General features: G+C 71.7%; 13 protein-coding genes. 4 read left to right on the top strand and 9 right to left on the bottom strand.

Features of this window, described 5'->3' with window-relative positions; genetic code table 11:
- Positions 1–57 precede the first annotated feature (57 nt).
- Positions 58–3,012, top strand: a complete 2,955-nt coding sequence (locus tag AC5P1C_RS29320) for a glycoside hydrolase domain-containing protein (protein WP_493868948.1) — start codon at positions 58–60, stop codon at positions 3,010–3,012.
- Between the two features lie 107 nt (positions 3,013–3,119).
- On the opposite strand, the gene AC5P1C_RS29315 is transcribed toward AC5P1C_RS29320, so the two are convergent.
- Positions 3,120–4,364 carry a CapA family protein gene (locus AC5P1C_RS29315; RefSeq protein WP_493868947.1) on the bottom strand — a complete coding sequence of 415 codons (1,245 nt, stop codon included), beginning with the start codon at positions 4,362–4,364 and terminating at the stop codon, positions 3,120–3,122.
- Positions 4,365–4,653: 289 nt separating this feature from the next.
- Between AC5P1C_RS29315 and AC5P1C_RS29310 the strand changes: the two genes are divergently transcribed.
- Positions 4,654–5,169, top strand: coding sequence for a hypothetical protein (locus tag AC5P1C_RS29310; RefSeq protein ID WP_493868946.1), 516 nt, complete (start codon positions 4,654–4,656; stop codon positions 5,167–5,169).
- Between the two features lie 106 nt (positions 5,170–5,275).
- Positions 5,276–5,953 carry a zf-HC2 domain-containing protein gene (locus AC5P1C_RS29305; RefSeq protein WP_493868945.1) on the top strand — a complete coding sequence of 226 codons (678 nt, stop codon included), beginning with the start codon at positions 5,276–5,278 and terminating at the stop codon, positions 5,951–5,953.
- A gap of 47 nt (positions 5,954–6,000) precedes the next feature.
- On the opposite strand, the gene AC5P1C_RS29300 is transcribed toward AC5P1C_RS29305, so the two are convergent.
- The 3 genes from AC5P1C_RS29300 to AC5P1C_RS29290 are packed head-to-tail and all read right to left on the bottom strand — an operon-like array spanning position 6,001 to position 10,188.
- A complete protein-coding gene (locus AC5P1C_RS29300) occupies positions 6,001–6,861 on the bottom strand; it encodes an Fpg/Nei family DNA glycosylase (protein WP_493868944.1) in 861 nt (286 codons plus the stop codon).
- Between the two features lie 3 nt (positions 6,862–6,864).
- Entirely contained in the window at positions 6,865–8,973 is a 2,109-nt protein-coding gene (locus AC5P1C_RS29295) for a SpoIIE family protein phosphatase (protein ID WP_493868943.1), read from the bottom strand.
- Between the two features lie 42 nt (positions 8,974–9,015).
- Positions 9,016–10,188, bottom strand: coding sequence for a DUF6777 domain-containing protein (locus AC5P1C_RS29290; protein ID WP_493868942.1), 1,173 nt, complete (start codon positions 10,186–10,188; stop codon positions 9,016–9,018).
- Between the two features lie 154 nt (positions 10,189–10,342).
- On the opposite strand from AC5P1C_RS29290, the gene AC5P1C_RS29285 reads away from it, so the two are divergent.
- Positions 10,343–11,761, top strand: coding sequence for a lipase maturation factor family protein (locus tag AC5P1C_RS29285; RefSeq protein ID WP_493868941.1), 1,419 nt, complete (start codon positions 10,343–10,345; stop codon positions 11,759–11,761).
- 11 nt (positions 11,762–11,772) lie between these two features.
- Here AC5P1C_RS29285 and AC5P1C_RS29280 read toward each other — a convergent pair whose 3' ends face one another.
- The 5 genes from AC5P1C_RS29280 to AC5P1C_RS29260 are packed head-to-tail and all read right to left on the bottom strand — an operon-like array spanning position 11,773 to position 16,089.
- The gene (locus AC5P1C_RS29280) at positions 11,773–12,621 is read right to left on the bottom strand and encodes an amidohydrolase family protein (protein ID WP_493868940.1); all 849 of its coding nucleotides are present in this window, start codon (positions 12,619–12,621) and stop codon (positions 11,773–11,775) included.
- Positions 12,622–12,672: 51 nt separating this feature from the next.
- On the bottom strand, positions 12,673–12,987 hold the full coding sequence (locus AC5P1C_RS29275; RefSeq protein WP_493868939.1) for an L-rhamnose mutarotase: 315 nt from the start codon (positions 12,985–12,987) through the stop codon (positions 12,673–12,675).
- Positions 12,984–13,991 (bottom strand): aldo/keto reductase, encoded by a 1,008-nt coding sequence (locus AC5P1C_RS29270; RefSeq protein WP_493868938.1) that lies wholly within the window; start codon positions 13,989–13,991, stop codon positions 12,984–12,986. Before AC5P1C_RS29270 ends, AC5P1C_RS29275 begins: the two co-directional genes overlap by 4 nt.
- Before the next feature lie 5 nt (positions 13,992–13,996).
- Entirely contained in the window at positions 13,997–14,752 is a 756-nt protein-coding gene (locus AC5P1C_RS29265; protein WP_493868937.1) for an SDR family NAD(P)-dependent oxidoreductase, read from the bottom strand.
- Positions 14,749–16,089 carry an L-fuconate dehydratase gene (locus tag AC5P1C_RS29260; RefSeq protein ID WP_493868936.1) on the bottom strand — a complete coding sequence of 447 codons (1,341 nt, stop codon included), beginning with the start codon at positions 16,087–16,089 and terminating at the stop codon, positions 14,749–14,751. The genes AC5P1C_RS29265 and AC5P1C_RS29260 overlap by 4 nt, the downstream gene beginning before the upstream one ends.
- Between the last annotated feature and the right edge of the window lie 27 nt (positions 16,090–16,116).

Raw genomic sequence — 16,116 nt, 5'->3', positions numbered from 1 at the left:
GTGACCCGGAGCGATTGAGAAACTTACCTAATAAATAGCGCCCTTGGGGGAGCACAGATGGGTGAGACTGGTCATCCGGAGCTGGAATGCGGGATCGGCTCCTGGGACAGCGACGTCTATGGCAACCACCGCCTTCTCGTACGCGCCGACACCTCCGACACCACGGCCCCGGGTGTCGCGGCCGAACTGCCCTGGCGGCGCCAGGATATGGGGCTCGGCGAGGTGGACGTGATCGTGGTCGGCCCGTCCGGGGAGCGGGTGCGCAACACCGTGGCCGTGGAGGTCACGGACGAGAGGGGGCGCATCGCCTTCGAGGCGGTGGACGGCCCCGGCACCTACGCCGTGCACTACCTGCCGTACGCGCACACGGGCAAGCCCTACTATCCGCAGGCCGCCTACCGGCCCCCGACGCGCACGGCGGACCCAGGCTGGGTGCACCGCTGTGGCCTGCACGACGCCGACGGCTGGGAGAAGCTGCCGCGCGCAGAGGCCTTCGGCTACGAGGCGGCCTCCGCGGTCGACTCCTTCGCACCCCTCGGCTTCGCGGCCACGAAGGAGGAACGCACCCGGCTCCACCAGGCCCACAGCGGCGAGCGGTTCCTCCTCTTCGGAGAGGACCGCACCCATCCGCTCGGCCGCTACCGACGGCTGCCCGCGCGCTGGGCGCTCGCCACGCCCTTCACCCCGCTCGACGTCACGGCGGACCGCGGCGAGTTCTACCCGGTACAGGTCGGCGTGTACGCGCCCCAGGAGCTGACGGACGTACGCGGCGAGGTCCGCGGGCTGCCCTTCTCCGTACGGTGCGTCAGCACGGGCGGCATCGACGCGCGGGGAGCGGCCTTCGAGCGGCGTGTCGAGGTCGGCGCGGAGTGTGCCGGGGCCCTGTGGTTCGGCGTCGACATTCCCGCGGACGCTCAACCAGGCCTGTACGAAGGGGAGATAGCCGTCAGCGCTTCCGGCGCCCCGGAGCGCGTGCTGCCGTTGCGCCTCACCGTCGGCCAGGACGTCGTCGCCGACGGCGGTGCCGGTGAGCCGTGGCGCCTCTCGCGGCTCGGATGGCTCGACTCGGCGCTCGCGCAGGAAGACGAACCGGTGGCGCCGTACACCCCGGTCGGGACGGCGGCGGCCGAGGCGGGCGGGCAGCGCCTGACGATCCTCGGCCGCACGGTCGAGCTCGGCCCGGACGGACTCCCCCGGCGGCTGGTCTCCACCTTCACGCCGACCGTCACGCGCGCCGACGGCCCGCCCCGCGACGTGCTGGCCGCGCCCGTGACGCTGAACCTCGGCCGCCCCCTGGAGCACGGACCACTCAGCGTGGACCGCCTCGGCCCTGCGCGGGAGGCCTGGTCGACCCGGGCCGGCGGACAGGACGTACTCCTGCGTACCGAAGGCGAGTTGGAGGCCGACGGCTTCCTCGTGGTGCGGGCCACCGTCGAGGCCACCGCCGACACCGAGCTCGACGTCACGCTGGAGGTACCGGTCCGCGAGGAGGTCGCCCGGTACGCGATGGGGCTCGGCCTGACCGGCCGCGCGTGCCCGGCGACGTACGACTGGAGCTGGAACACGCCCACCCGCAACCAGGACGCGTTCTGGCTCGGCGACCCGGCCGCGGGTCTCCAGCTCGGCCTGCGCGACGAGCACTACGCGCGACCACTGAACACCAACTACTACCGGGAGAAGCCCCTGCGCACACCGCGCTCCTGGGCGGGCGACGGGTCGGGCGGGGTGCGGCTGCGCACGAGCGAGGGGGTGCGGCGCCTGTGCGCCTTCAGCGGTCCGCTGACGCTGCGCGCGGGCGAGAGCCGCTGCTTCGAGTTCCGGCTGCTCCTGACCCCGTTCAAGCCGCTCGACCCGGCGCGGCAGCTCTCCGAGCGCTACTTCCACGCGTACGCGTCACCCACGGAGATCGCCGAGTACGGTGCGAACGTCGCCAATCTGCACCATGCGACGCCGCCCAATCCGTACATCAACGACCCGCTGCTCGGCGCGGACGCCCTGCGCTCCTACACCGAGGAGGCGCACCGGCTCGGCATCCGGGTCAAGGTGTACGACACGGTGCGCGAACTGACGCGCCATACGCCGGAGTTGCCGGTACTCGCCGCCCTCGGCGACGAGATCTTCGCGCCGGGCCCTGGTGGCGGGCACGCGTGGCTGCGGGAGCATCTGGGCGGGAACTACGTGCCCGGGTGGGTGGCGCCCGACGTGGGGGACGTCGCGGTCGTCACGTCCGGTGACTCGCGGTGGCACAACTCCTATGTGAGCGGGATCGAACGGCTGCGGCGAGTCGTCGGGGTCGACGGGCTCTATCTCGACGACGTGGCGTACGACCGCACGACCATGAAGCGGGTCCGGAAGGTGCTCTCCGCTTCCGGTGACGAGCCGCCGCTGATCGACCTGCACTCCTGCAACCAGTTCCGGGAGGCGGACGGGTTCGCCTCAAGCGCCAATCTGTACGCGGAGCTGCTGCCGTACGTCGATCGGCTCTGGCTGGGCGAGCTCTTCGACTACGAAGGCTCCGAGGGCTCCGAGGGCACCGACGGCTCCGCCGGGGGTGATCCGGCGTACTGGCTCGTCGAGATCTCGGGCGTTCCCTTCGGCCTGATGGGCGAGATGCTGGAGGGCGGCGGGAATCCCTGGCGCGGGCTCGTCTTCGGAATGACGGCACGGGCGCCCATGACGGACGTACGGCCCCTGTGGCGCGCCTTCGACCAACTCCGCCTCCCGGAGGCGGAGATGACGGGCTGGTGGGCCGCCGGGGCCACCGGCACGCCTCCGGTGCGGACCGGGCGGGACGATGTCCTCGCCACCACATGGGAGGGGCCAGGAGGGACCGTGACGGCGCTCGCCTCGTGGGCCGGGGAACCGGTGGACGTCGTCCTCGGCACGGCCTCGGGGCCCGTCGCCGCGTGCGCGCCCGCGATCGAGGGGTTCCAGCCGGAGCGGAGGTTCGCCGCCGGTGAGGCGCTGCGGGTGGAGCCGGGGCGGGGGTGGCTGGTGCGGATCGGGGGATGACGGCCGCACCGGTGCTGCGGCCCGGCTGAAGTCTCAGCCGGGCCGCAGGCGTCCACCACCGGACCGACGTGGCCGAGCTTGGGAGGATCTCGCGGCCGACGGCCCTGCTACTTGCCCATCACCAGGCCGTCCTTCCCCGCACCACGGCTCAGGACGACCTGGCGGATCCGGTCGCGAACGTCGGAGACGTCCTCACCGCGGGCCAGCGCCGCGTTCAGGTTGGTCACGCGGCCCGTGCCCGTGTTGAACCACTGGGGGATGAACTCGGCCTTCTCGACCTCCCAGCGTCCGCCCGATGCCTTGGGCGGGGCGAACGTGAAGCGGCCGAGAGTGCCCTGGTTGCCCCGGGGGTCGTTCTCGCCGTCGTGGTTGATCATGTCGCCGGCGATCTGGTCGCCCATGCCGTAGACGACCCAGGTCTTGTTGACCTTCTCGTACGCCTGGGGGACGTGCGCGTGCGTGCCCACGATGAGGTCGATGTCGGGGCGGCCCTGCGTGCGGGAGGCGGTGAGCTCCTTCCCCAGGCTCAGCTGGCGGCGGTCCGGGGCGTCCTGCCACTCCGTGCCCCAGTGGACCGAGACCACGACCACGTCCGCGCCCGCCTTCCGCGCGGCGCGCGCGTCCGCGACGATCCGCTCACGCTCCATGAGGTTGACCGTCCAGGGCTTGCCCGGGGGCATCGGATAACCGTTCGTGCCGTACGTGTACGCGAGCTGCGCCACCTTCGCGCCGCCCGCGCGCATCCACGCGGGGGACCTGCCCTCGGCGGCTGTGCGGCCCGAACCCGCGTGCTTGACGCCTGCCCTGTCGAGCGCTCCGAGCGTACGGCTCACCCCCGCGGCGCCGTCGTCGAGCGTGTGGTTGGAGGCGGTGGAGCAGGAGTCGTAGCCGGTGGCCTTCAGGGCGCGGGCGATCTGGGGCGGGGACTTGAAGCTGGGGTAGCCGGTGTAGTCGCCGTTCGCGCCGTAGACCGTCTCCATGTGACAGATCGCCAGATCCGCCTTCGACACGACGGGTTCGACCCCCTTGAGCATCGGCGCGAAGTCGTAGCCGTCGCCGCCCGCGTCGGCATTGGCCCGCTGGATGATCGAGGAGTGCGGGAGCACGTCTCCGGAGGCGACGAGGGTGAAGGGGCGCGGCGCGTCCGGGCCGCCGCCCGCGGCCGAGGGCGCGGGGGGCGGAACCTCCCGATTGCTTCCCCGGGCGCCGTCCGTTTGCTTTTCGCTCTGCTGCTTCGGTTTCCGCTCCTGCGGGGGCTCCGTATTCGTCGCGCAGGCCGCGGTCGCGGCGAGAGTGGATCCGATCATTACGGCCGCCAGAACGGCTTTGCCCTGCGGTGTGCGCTGCGTCATCGACCAGGCTCCGTGAATGGGGAACATTCGGCGAAACGAATCCACATTCGGACACAAGGTCGAGTCAAGCAGCAATGCCGTCATAGTCCCTGAAACGGAGTCATATCATCAGGCCATGTGACACGAAGAACACAGGGCGTCCGACCTGCGACGAAACCGAGCGCTGGGTCAAACCTCTGTAAAGCGCCTTGCTCAGAGCCCCCTTTGGGTAATCGGCTGTCCTCATCCGTGTTCCGGATTGGGGGCCAGAGGCCGGCGACGCGCACGGATCGGAGGAAGGCGAGACGGGATGCTGCACGAGAGCCGAGGAAACGCGGAGGGCCCAAGCGGTGGCGAACTGGCCGTACCGATGGCGTGGTTGTACGCCGAGTACATCGCGGACGAATTACTACGTACCGGCGATTTGATGCCGCCGACATCTTTCGAATACCGCGCGGGGCGTGATGCTCTGGCCCTGACTATTTTCCTCTCCGACACGAATGGCGAACTGTCGGGCATCCGCGTGGTCTCCCAGTTGGAGACCTGGCTGTCCCTGACGGCCTACGACCAGCCGTGGCAGGACTGGGTCGGCGAGCGGATGGCCGTCCTCACGGCGGACGCGGTCGCCTCCGGGGAGCCGGCGCCCGACCTTCAGCTGGCCGATCTGGCGTGGCGCTGGCTCGAGGAGACGGAGCTGCTCGCGCCCGATCTGGACGCGGTACCCGGCGGCGGTTCACCGGGCGGCGAGGACGACGGACCAAAGGTGTGGACGGCGGCGTGGCGCCTGGGGCTGCCGCTCGGTCACCTGGCGATCCATCTGTTCTGACGCCTCGTGCGAGTGTTCTCGTCCCGCGTCTTGAGTGATTCGGCGGTCCGCTGCGTACGGGAGGGCAGGAAGCACCCCCTGCCCGACACGTCACGCAAGGAACGCCATGAGGTCCCTGGAGCGGCATCGCGACGCCGGCGCCTACGCGCTCGGTGTCCTCGACGCGGCGGACACCTTCCGCTTCGACGACCACCTCATGGACTGCCCCCCGTGTCGGGCCATGATCGATGAACTCGGCTCGACAGCACAGCAGTTGGCGACGTACGACCGCCTCACACCGCCCCACGTCGAACCGCTGGCCGTGCCCGACCCCGGACTCGTCGACCGGCTGCTCGCCGAGGCGGGGCGGCTGCGCAGGGCCGGGCGCCGACGGTGGCTGTGCGCGGTCGCGGCGAGCGTCGTCCTGGCCGTCGCGGCGCCCGCGACGGCCGTCCTGAGGGCCGACGGGCCCGGACCGGAACAGATCACGGCCCGCGACGGCCGCACCGGCGTCTCGGCGACCCTGACCGCGCAGGGCCGTGACTGGGGCACGGACATCGGGCTCCGTGTCCGCGACCCGCACGGCGGCCGTGTCTGCGAACTCGTCGCCGTCGGCACCGATGGCTCCCGGCAGACGGTGACGACGTGGAAGGTGCCCCTCCACGAGCCCGCCGACGAACCCGCCGGCGAGCGGTCCGCCGGTCTGTCGACACGCGGCGGCGCGGCTCTGCCCCGCGATGACATCGCCCGCTACGAGGTGCGCACGACGGACGGACAGCCCTTGCTGACCTTGCGGCGCCCCTGAGACCCCCCGCCTCGCGGCCCGCCAGCTGAACTCCCCTTCGCACCCGCCTATTTGAGCAACCGCGACATCCTTCGGTCCGCCAGCGGCTTCCCGCCCGTCTGGCACGTGGGGCAGTACTGGAGGGAGGAGTCGCTGAAGGAGACCTCGCGGATGGTGTCGCCACAGACCGGGCAGGGCTCGCCGGTACGGCCGTGGACGCGCAGGCCGCTCTTCTTCTCCGCCTTGAGGCGGCCCGCCGCGACGCCGTGCGAGCGCTCCACCGCCTCGGTCAGCGTGGCCCGCAGCGCTGCGTACAGCCCGTGCACCTCCTTCTTCGTGAGGCGCGACGTGAGCTTGAACGGGGACATGCGGGCCGCGTGCAGGATCTCGTCGCTGTACGCGTTCCCGACGCCCGCGATCAGGGTCTGGTCCCGCAACGCGCCCTTGATCTGCCGGCGTTCGTCCGTCAGGAGCCCGGCGAAACGCTCCTCGTCGAAGTCCGGGGCCAGCGGGTCGGGGCCCAGGCGGGCGATGCCCGGGATCGCCGCCGGGTCGTCGGTCACGTACACCGCGAGGCGTTTTTGCGTGCCCGCCTCCGTCAGGTCGAAGCCCTCGCCCGTCTCCAGCGCGACGCGCAGCGCGAGGGGGCCCTTGCCGGGGCGTGGCGGGCCGTCGGGCAGGCGGTCCTTCCAGTGCAGCCAGCCGGCGCGGGCGAGGTGGGTGACCAGGTGCAGGCCGTCCGCGTCGAGGTCGAGGAACTTGCCGTGGCGCGCCACGGCCGTGACGGTGCGGCCCTCGAGGGCGGTGAGAGGCGGGTCGTACGTCTTGAGGACACTGACCGCCACGGGCAGCACCCGCACGATCTCGTGTCCGACGAGCTGGTCGGTGAGGAAGGCGCGCAGCGCCTCTACCTCGGGAAGTTCCGGCATGCCTCACTCCTGACCCTGTTCCGGCGGCGCCGTCCGCCCGACCTGACCCTGACCGTCCCTCGCGGGCACGATGAACTCGCACCACACGCACTTGCCGCTGCCCCGCGACTCGACGCCCCACTCGTCCACGAGCATGTCCACCAGGAGCAACCCCCGCCCCGACACCCCCGATTCCCCGGCCTCCCTGCGGCGCGGCAGCGCGCTGGAGGAGTCCTCGACCTCGACGCGCAGGCGCCGGACGCCGCCGCTGAGGACCCGCAGGGTCACGACCGCCGCGCCGTCGGTGTGCATCAGGGCGTTGGTGATCACCTCGTCCGCCACCAGCTCGATCTCGTCCGCGCGCTCCCGCGCACCCCAGGCACGCACCGCGGCGCGGATCATGTGCCGGGCCTCGGCGAGCGCCTCCGGATCCCCGGGGCCGACGTGCTGCTGGAGCCGGCCGCCCGACCGGGGCGCGTCGATGAGGCGGCGGCGCAGGAGCAGCAGCGCCGCGTCGTCGTCACCGCCCCGCTCGTCCACGATCCCGCAGAGCCGGTCGGCGAGCCGCTGCAGGTCGCGCGGCCCCGAGGAGGCGAGCTCGCCCAGGGCCTTGAGTCCGTCGTCGAGGTCCACGCCCGGCTCCTCGATGAGGCCGTCGGTGAAGAGCAACAGGGTCTGTCCCGCGTCGAGTTCGAAGGTGGTGACCGGGTATTCGAGGCGGCCGAACTCGGCCGAGAGGCCCAGCGGCAGACCGCCGTCGACCGGGACCCTGCGGCAGCTCCCGTCGAGCCGCTGGACCAGCGGGTCGATGTGCCCGGCCCGCACCAGCTGGACGACGCCCGTCGACAGATCGGCCTCCGCGTAGAGGCAGGTGGCGAAGCGCTCGGTGTCCAGCTCGTGCAGGAACCCCGAGGCACGGGCCATGACGGTGGCGGGCGTGTGCCCCTCGGCGGCGTAGGCGCGCAGCACGATGCGCAGCTGGCCCATGACGGCCGCCGCGTGCGTGTCGTGACCCTGTACGTCGCCGATGACCGCCCCCACGCGGCCGCCGGGCAGCGGGATCACGTCGTACCAGTCGCCGCCGATGTCCCGGCCCAGCGCCGCCGAGCGGTAGCGGACCGCGACGTCGGCGCCGGGCACGCCGGGGATGGTGCGCGGCAGCATGGCCTGCTGGAGGCCCTGGGCGAGGTCCTTCTCCTGCTCGTAGAACATGGCGCGCTGGAGGCTCTGCGCGATGCCGCTGCTCAGCGCGACCAGGACGTTGCGCTCCTCCTCGGTGAAGCCGGTCTTGTCCTGGTAGAGCAGGCCGAGCACGCCGATCGGCTTGGCCTGCGCGATCAGCGGCAAATAGGCGGCCGACGAGATGCCCAGCTTGTCGATGTGCGGCCACAGATCCGGGTACGAGGCGGCGAACTCCGCCTCCGTCTCGATGAAGCGCGGCGAGAGCGTGCGCACGGCGTCGCTCATCGGATACCGCTCGTCGATCCGCGTGAACTTGGTGCCCGGCACGAAGCTGCCCACGGGCCCCTCGGCGACCAGTCGGATCCGCCCGGCCTCGACCAGGCCCATGACCAGGTTCGATGCGCCCAGGTGCGCCAGACCGTGGGTGTCCTTGAGTACGTCGATGACGTCCCGGACGGTGCGGGCGTGCGCGAGGGCCGCCGTGGTGCCCTGCACGATGCTCGTACGGCGGCGCCGGTCCTCCTCCTCGTCCGCACGCTGGTGCCGGGCCGTGCTGTCGCCCAGTTCCTGCGTGGCGTCGCGGATGACGCCCACGATGCGCCGCGGGCGGCCCGTCTCGTCGCGGTGGATGTACCCCTGGGTATGGGTCCAGCGCAGGCCGCCCCCGCGCAGCCGGATGCGGAAGTAGATGCCGTAGGTGCGGCTGCCGTCCTTGAGGGCGTGCGAGACGTAGGCGTCGAGGCGGTGCGACTCGACCGGCGGGACCCGGACGGCGAGGCTCGCCGGGTGGCCGTCGTACTCGTCGGCCCGCAGGTCGAATACCGCGTGACCGGCGGCGTCGAGATGCATCAGGCCGCTGTCGAGGTCCCAGTCGAAGCAGCCTGTGAGGTTGAGCGCCAGGACCGACCCTGGATCCGCTGGCCAGTCGTCCGGCAGTGACGTGGGCGTCATGACACTTCATGATTCTTCGCTGTCGGGCCCGAGCGCGCACGCTCAGCTCTGGAAAGTGCCGGGATCGCTGGTCAGCGGGGAGTCACCCAGGGAGGGGTCGTCCGGGACGCTCTCGGGGCCGGTCTCGTCGCCGGGGTCCTGGTCGGGCGGGGGCGGCACCGTGTCGTCGTCCGGCGTGCTGGGCTCGCTCGACGTGGGTGTGGGCGTGGGGCAGCCGGGAGGGATCTCGGACGGGGTGCCGGTGGGGGGATCCGCGTCCGGGGCGGGGGCCTGTGTCGGGCACTCCGTGGACGTGGTGCCCGGGTCGGTGGGGGTGCCGCTGTCCTCGTCCGATTCGCTCGGGCTCGGCGTCGTGGGCGTGGGCGTCGGGGTGGGGGTCGGTGTCGGTGTCGGTGTCGGTGTGGGACGCGGCGGCGGCACCACGCGGTCCTTGTCGCCGTGGTGGTCGCCCGTCTTCCGCTCGATCCACGTGTTGTTGGTGATGTTCACGATGGTGATGTTCACGATGACCTTCGGCGCCGGCGTCACGACGACCACCTGCGCCGGGCGGTAGCCGGACCAGGGCCTGCCCTGCTGGTTCGGTGTGCCCTTCAGGGCGACCGGCGGCTTCAACGGGTTCCCGCAGGCGCACCGCACGCGCGGCAGTCCCCGGTTGTCGACGAGCACGGCGGTGCCCGTCTGCAGCACGGACTGGTAGCTGGTCGCACCGCCGTCGCGGTAGCCGTGGTTCGTGACGCGGGTGTCCGCCCGCAGGACGACCGGCGTCAGGCTCCGGAGGAAGCTCGGGATGTCGGCCCGGGAGATGCCCGACGCCTGGGCGAAGGCGCGGCCCTTGCCCTGGTCGGCGGTGAGGAAGCGGACCTGGGCGGCGACATCGCAGCTGCCCACGGACTCCGTGCCGCCGTACAGACCCGGCGTACCGCCCGGCAGGGACCGCACGCCCTGCGTCGTGGGCGAGGAGGTTCCCGTCGTCGAGGGCTGCGGCGAACGGGTGACGGGCGAGGGGGTCGCCGTGGAGGTGGCGGTGGACTCGGTGAACGGATCGGGGCCCTGGTCGGCGACCGGCTGCATGAACAGCTCGGGGCCGCTGCCCGCGGAATTCGTCGCGCCGCCCTCGGAGCATCCCGCGACGGCGAGGGCCACGGATATCGCGAAGGCCGTCGCATAGGTCCTGGTGGGCCTGGTGGGCCTGGTGGGCCTGGTGGGCACACGCACCGTGCTCTCCCGCCTGTTATCGGGCACTTTGCCCCCATTCTCTGCGGCCGTCGGAGGCTGTGCGCAAGCGGGGAGGGAGCGAGCCGGGCCCTTTCGGAGGGGCCACGGGGCGGTCAGGAGGGGAGACCGGCCGGTCTGGGCGCAAGATGGCCTCGTGGAGTGGTTCACCGCAGATCAGTACTGGCTCAGCCGGCTCGTCTTCCAGCGGGCGCTCGCCGTGCTCTATCTCGTCGCCTTCCTGGGCGCCGCGCTGCAGTTCCGGGCGCTGATCGGGGAGCGCGGCATGCTGCCCGTGCCGCGTTACGTCGAGCGCGTGCCGTTCCGCAAGGCACCGAGCCTCTTCCAGCTCCACTACTCGGACCGGTTCTTCGCCGCCGTCGCGTGGACGGGCTGCGCCTCCTCGCTCGCGCTGCTCGCGGGCGCGGACGCTCTCCTCCCCCTGTGGGGCGGCATGCTGCTGTGGGTCGTGCCGTGGGTCCTGTATCTCTCCATCGTGAACGTGGGGCAGACCTGGTACGGCTTCGGCTGGGAGTCGCTCCTCCTGGAGATGGGTTTCCTCGCCGTCTTCCTCGGCAACGACGAGACGGCGCCGCCCGTGCTCGTCCTCCTCCTGCTCCGCTGGGTGCTGTTCCGCGTCGAGTTCGGGGCCGGGCTGATCAAGATGCGCGGCGACGCGTGCTGGCGGAAGCTCACCTGCCTCTACTTCCATCACGAGACCCAGCCGATGCCGGGCCCGCTGAGCTGGTTCTTCCACCATCTGCCCGAGCCGGTCCACCGGATGGAGGTCGCGGCGAACCACTTCACCCAACTCGTCGTACCCGTCCTGCTGTTCACGCCGCAGCCGATCGCCACGGCGGCGGCCTGCCTGATGATCGCCACCCAGCTGTGGCTTGTCCTGTCGGGCAACTTCTCCTGGCTGAACTGGGCGACGATCGTGCTCGCCGTGCCCGTCGTGGACTTCGGCGGCACGGGAGCACCGTCGGACTCCCCCGCTCCCCCACTCTGGTACGAGGTGCTGGTCATCGCGGTGACGGTCCTGCTCCTGGGGCTGAGCTACCGACCCGCGCGCAATCTGTTCTCACGGCGGCAGATCATGAACTACTCCTTCGACCCGCTCCATCTCGTCAACGCGTACGGCGCGTTCGGCAGCGTCAGCCGCGTCCGTCAGGAAGTGGTCATCGAGGGAACGGCGGACACGACGCCCCGTCAGGAGTCACAGTGGCGGGAGTACGAGTTCAAGGGCAAGCCGGGCGATGTGCGCCGCTGGCCGCGGCAGTTCGCGCCGTACCACCTGCGGCTCGACTGGATGATGTGGTTCGCCGCGCTCTCCCCCGCGTACGCCAGGTCGTGGTTCGGCCCACTGGTGGAGCGGCTCCTGGACGGCGACCGGGACACGCTGCGGCTGCTGCGCCACGTCCCGTTCCCGCCGGACGCGCCGCCCGCGTACATCCGCGCCCGCCTCTACCGCTACCGCTACACGACCTGGCGTGAGCTGCGCGAGACGGGCGCCTGCTGGGAGCGGACGTACGTGCGGGAGTTCCTGCCGCCGACGCGGGTCGACGTGCGGCCCTGAGGCTGCGGGAGTCAGAGGCGGTAGACGCGGGTCGCGGTCCCGGCGAAGAGGGCGGCGCGCTCGCTGTCGTTCAGCGATTTGGTCAACTCCCCCGCGATATCGATGACTTCTGCGTACGTGGCGGCCAAGGTGCACACGGGCCAGTCCGAGCCGAACATCAGGCGGCCCGGTCCGAAGGCGTCCAGGACGGTGTCCGCGTACGGCCGCAGGTCGTCGACCGTCCAGCTCTTCCGGTCTGCCTCGGTGACCAGCCCGGAGAGCTTGCAGACCGTGTTGGGCAGCGCGGCGAGCGTGCGGACGGCCGTGGACCAGGGTTCGAGGTCGCCGGATGCGATGGGCGGCTTGCCCACGTGGTCCAGTACAAAGGTGAGTTCGGGGTGCTCCTGGGCCGACCTGACACAGGCAGGGAGTTGATGGGGCAGGACGACGAGGTCGTAGGCGAGGCCCGCAGCGCCGACCGCGGCCAGGCCACGGCGCACGTCGGGCCGCAGCAGCCACTGCGGGTCGGGCTCACCCTGGACCTGGTGCCGGATGCCCACGAGGTGCTGCCCGCCCGGGAGTTGCCGCAGCCCCGCGAGCGTGTCGGCGGCGTCCGGGCGGGTGAGGTCGGTCCATCCGACGACGCCCGCCACGAGGTCGCTGTCCGCTGCCAGGGCAAGGAACTCGGGGGTCTCATCGGCCACGGTGACCGTCTGGACGAGCACGGTGGCGGTGACTCCCGCGGCGCGGGCCTCGGGCAGGAGGTCGGCGAGGGAGAAGTTCCGGCGGATCGGGGCGAGCGCGTCGCCGCTGATCCACCCCTGGTCGCGTACGGAGAGGTCCCACACGTGGTGGTGGGCGTCGACGAGGTGCGGTGTCACGGCAGCAGCTCCCTTGCGAGTGGTGTCACGACAGCCCCTTGACGAGTGCTGTCACGGCAGTTCCCATACGACGGGGAGCCCCGCCTCCGCGCCCTCGGCCGAGTAGTCGTGGACGACGTCCAGGAGCTCGGCCATGCGTGCCTGCCAGGCGATGTTGACCGGCAGCTTGTCCAGCTCGGCGAGCATACGAGCGTAGTCCTCGCACTCCAGGACGTGGAAGAGATCGGTGCCGCTGCGCCAGATCGTCCAGGAGGTGGCGCCCGCCGCGCGGATGGCGGCGACGAGCTCGGCGGGCACGTCGCGGTGCGCGGCGTCGTACTCCGCGACGCGGTCGGTGCGGACCTTGGTGTGCAGGGCGATTCTCACGCGGAATCCTCTCCGGAACCGGGGGCGGGAATGGGGACGTCGGCGGGCAGCAGACCTTCGGCGCGTGCTTCCTTCCAGAAGTCCGCGGGAACCTCGGCCGCGAACTGGGCTGCCGTGTCACGGACTTCGTCCGCCGAGCGCGCGCCGACGAGCACGGAGGCCACCGCCGGGTGGGCCGGCGGGAAGGCCAGGGCCGCGGCCCGCAGCGTGGTGCCGTGCCGCTCCGCCGTCGCCTTCAGACGCAGGGCGCGGTCCAAGAGGGGGCGGGGCGCGGTCGCGTAGTCGTACGTCGCGCCGGGTCTGGGGTCGGCGAGGAGGCCCGAGTTGAAGGCGCCGCCGATCACTACCGACTTGCCGTGCTCGCGTGCCGCGGGGAGCAGTTCGGCCAGGGCGCTCTGGTCCAGGAGCGTGTAGCGACCCGCGCACAGGACGGCGTCGACGTCCGTGTCGCGGACGAAGCGGGTGAGCATCGCCGTCTGGTTCATGCCCGCGCCGATCGCGCCGACGAGGCCTTCGGAGCGCAGCCGCTCAAGGGCCGGATAGCCCTCGCGGAAGGCCTGTTCCGCGTGGTCGTCCGGGTCGTGGAGGTAGACGATGTCGACGCGGTCGAGGCCGAGGCGGGTGAGGCTCGCCTCGATGGAGCGGCGGACGCCGTCCGCGCTGAAGTCCCAGACGCGGCGGTGCGTGGCGGGCACCGCGAAGCCGTGGGCGAGGTCGTCGCCCTCGGGTTCCGCCACCGCTTCGAGCAGGCGTCCCACCTTGGTCGAGAGCGTGTACGTCTCGCGCGGGCGGGTCCGCAGCGCCTCTCCCAGCCTGCGCTCGGAGAGACCGATGCCGTAATGCGGCGCGGTGTCGAAGTAGCGGATGCCCGAGTCCCATGCGGCGTCGATCGCCGCGGTCGCCTCCTCGTCGGTGATCGGCGTGTAGAGGTTGCCGAGTCCGGCGGCGCCGAGGGACAGCTCGGTCACCTCGACGCCGCCGGGTCCCAGGGTGCGGCGGGCCACGCCGCTCACCGGCCCGCCGGGCGGAGCCGCAGGCCCTGCATTCCGCCGTCGACGGCGAGCGCGGTGCCGGTGGTGGCGCCGGACAGCGGGCTCGCCAAGTAGGCGACGGCGCCCGCGACTTCGTCCGCCGACACGAGCCGACCGGTGGGCTGGCGGGCCTCGAGGGCGGCACGCTCGGCCGCCGGGTCGGGCGCGGCGTCCAGGAGGCGGCCGACCCAGGGGGTGTCCACGGTGCCGGGGTTGACGCAGTTGACGCGTACCCCTTCGCGTACGTGATCGGCGGCCATCGCGAGCGTCAGGGAGAGCACCGCGCCCTTCGACGCCGAGTACAGGGCGCGCTGCGGAAGACCCGCGGTCGCGGCGATCGAGCAGGTGTTGACGATCGCCGCGTGGGTGGAGCCGCGCAGGTGCGGCAGGGCGGCGCGGGTGGTGCGCACTATGCCGAGGACGTTCACGTCGAGCACCGTGTGCCACTGGGCGTCGTCGTTGTCCTCGACGGTGCCCTGCGCGCCGATCCCCGCATTGTTGATCAGTACGTCGAGTCCGCCGAGGTCGGCCACGGCGGCGGCGACGGCTTCGCGCACCGAGGCGTCGTCCGACACGTCGGCGCGGTAGCCGGTGAGCGGCTTCTCCACGGTGGTCGGGTCCAGGTCGAGCACCGCGACCCGGGCGCCGCGCGCGGCGAGCAGCTCGGCGGTGGCCCGCCCGATCCCGGAGGCTCCGCCGGTGACCAGGGCCTTGAGCCCCTCGAAGTCAGTCATGCAGCTGCTCCTTTGCCCTGGGCGAGGTCGGCGGCCCAGAAGGCGCCGTCCGGATAGGTGAATTCGGCGAGGGACTCGGCCCGCATCGTGGCCGAGAAGCCCGGTGCGGTGGGTGCCATGTAGTGGCCCTCGCGCACCGCGACCGGGTCGATGAAGTGGTCGTGGAGGTGGTCGACGTACTCGATGACACGGTTCTCTGTGGTCCCGGACAGCGCCACGTAGTCGAACATCGACAGGTGCTGGACGAGCTCGCACAGGCCCACGCCGCCGGCGTGCGGGCAGACGGGGATGCCGAACTTGGCGGCGAGCAGCAGGATCGCGAGATTCTCGTTGACACCGCCGACCCGGGCCGCGTCGATCTGCAGCACGTCGATCGCACCGGCCTGGAGGAGTTGCTTGAAGACGATGCGGTTCTGCACGTGCTCGCCGGTGGCGACCTTGACGGGGGCGACCGCCTCGCGGATCGCCGCGTGGCCGAGGACGTCGTCGGGGCTCGTGGGTTCCTCGACCCAGTACGGGTCGAACTCCGCCAGGGCGCGCGTCCAGGTGACGGCCTCGTCGACGTTCCAGCGCTGGTTGGCGTCGATCGCCATGCGGATGCCGGGCCCGATCGCCTCACGTGCGGTACGGCAGCGGCGTACGTCGTCGGCCAGGTCCGCGCCGACCTTCAGCTTGATCTGGGTGAAGCCGTCCGCCACGGCCTGGCGGGCGAGGCGGGTCAGCTTCTCGTCGCTGTAGCCGAGCCAGCCCGGTGACGTCGTGTAGCCGGGGTAGCCGTTGGTCCGCAACAGGACTTCACGCTCGGCGGCTCCATGACGGCCCGACTGGAGTATCTGCAGGGCCTCTTGAGGAGTGAGCGCGTCGGCGATGTAGCGGAAGTCGATCTGGGAGACCAGCCACTGGGGTTCGGCGTCCGCGAGGAACCGCCACAGCGGCTTGCGGGCACGCTTGGCCGCCAGGTCCCACAGCGCGTTGACGACGGCGCCGATCGCCATGTGCATCACGCCCTTCTCGGGTCCGAGCCAGCGCAGTTGGCTGTCCCCGATGAGGTCGCGGTTCAACGTTCCCGGATCGGCGCACAGTTCATCGACGGACCGGCCGAGGACGTGGTGGCGCAGCGACTCGATCGCGGCGACCTGGACGTCGTTGCCGCGCCCGATGGTGAAGGTGAAGCCGTGCCCCTCCAGGCCGTCGTCCGCGTCGGTGCGCAGGACCACATAGGCGGCGGAGTAGTCGGGGTCCGGGTTCATTGCGTCGGATCCGTCCAGTTCCCGTGAGGTCGGAAACCGTACGTCGTAGGTGTCAACCGCGGTGATGCGGGCGGGAGTCGGGGACACAGGAGGCCTTTCCGGAAAGGGGCAAGG

Source organism: Streptomyces sp. A18 (genome assembly GCF_059026065.1).
Note: the sequence above shows the minus strand (reverse complement) of the source record. Positions and strands in the feature narration are given on the sequence as shown.

Coding starts and splice junctions, on each gene's coding strand:
- AC5P1C_RS29295 (WP_493868943.1), bottom strand. CDS start 8,973: ATGACGCCCACGTCACTGCCGGACGACTGGCCAGCGGATCCAGGGTCG.
- AC5P1C_RS29310 (WP_493868946.1), top strand. CDS start 4,654: ATGCTGCACGAGAGCCGAGGAAACGCGGAGGGCCCAAGCGGTGGCGAA.
- AC5P1C_RS29315 (WP_493868947.1), bottom strand. CDS start 4,364: ATGACGCAGCGCACACCGCAGGGCAAAGCCGTTCTGGCGGCCGTAATG.
- AC5P1C_RS29300 (WP_493868944.1), bottom strand. CDS start 6,861: ATGCCGGAACTTCCCGAGGTAGAGGCGCTGCGCGCCTTCCTCACCGAC.
- AC5P1C_RS29320 (WP_493868948.1), top strand. CDS start 58: ATGGGTGAGACTGGTCATCCGGAGCTGGAATGCGGGATCGGCTCCTGG.
- AC5P1C_RS29305 (WP_493868945.1), top strand. CDS start 5,276: ATGAGGTCCCTGGAGCGGCATCGCGACGCCGGCGCCTACGCGCTCGGT.
- AC5P1C_RS29265 (WP_493868937.1), bottom strand. CDS start 14,752: ATGACTGACTTCGAGGGGCTCAAGGCCCTGGTCACCGGCGGAGCCTCC.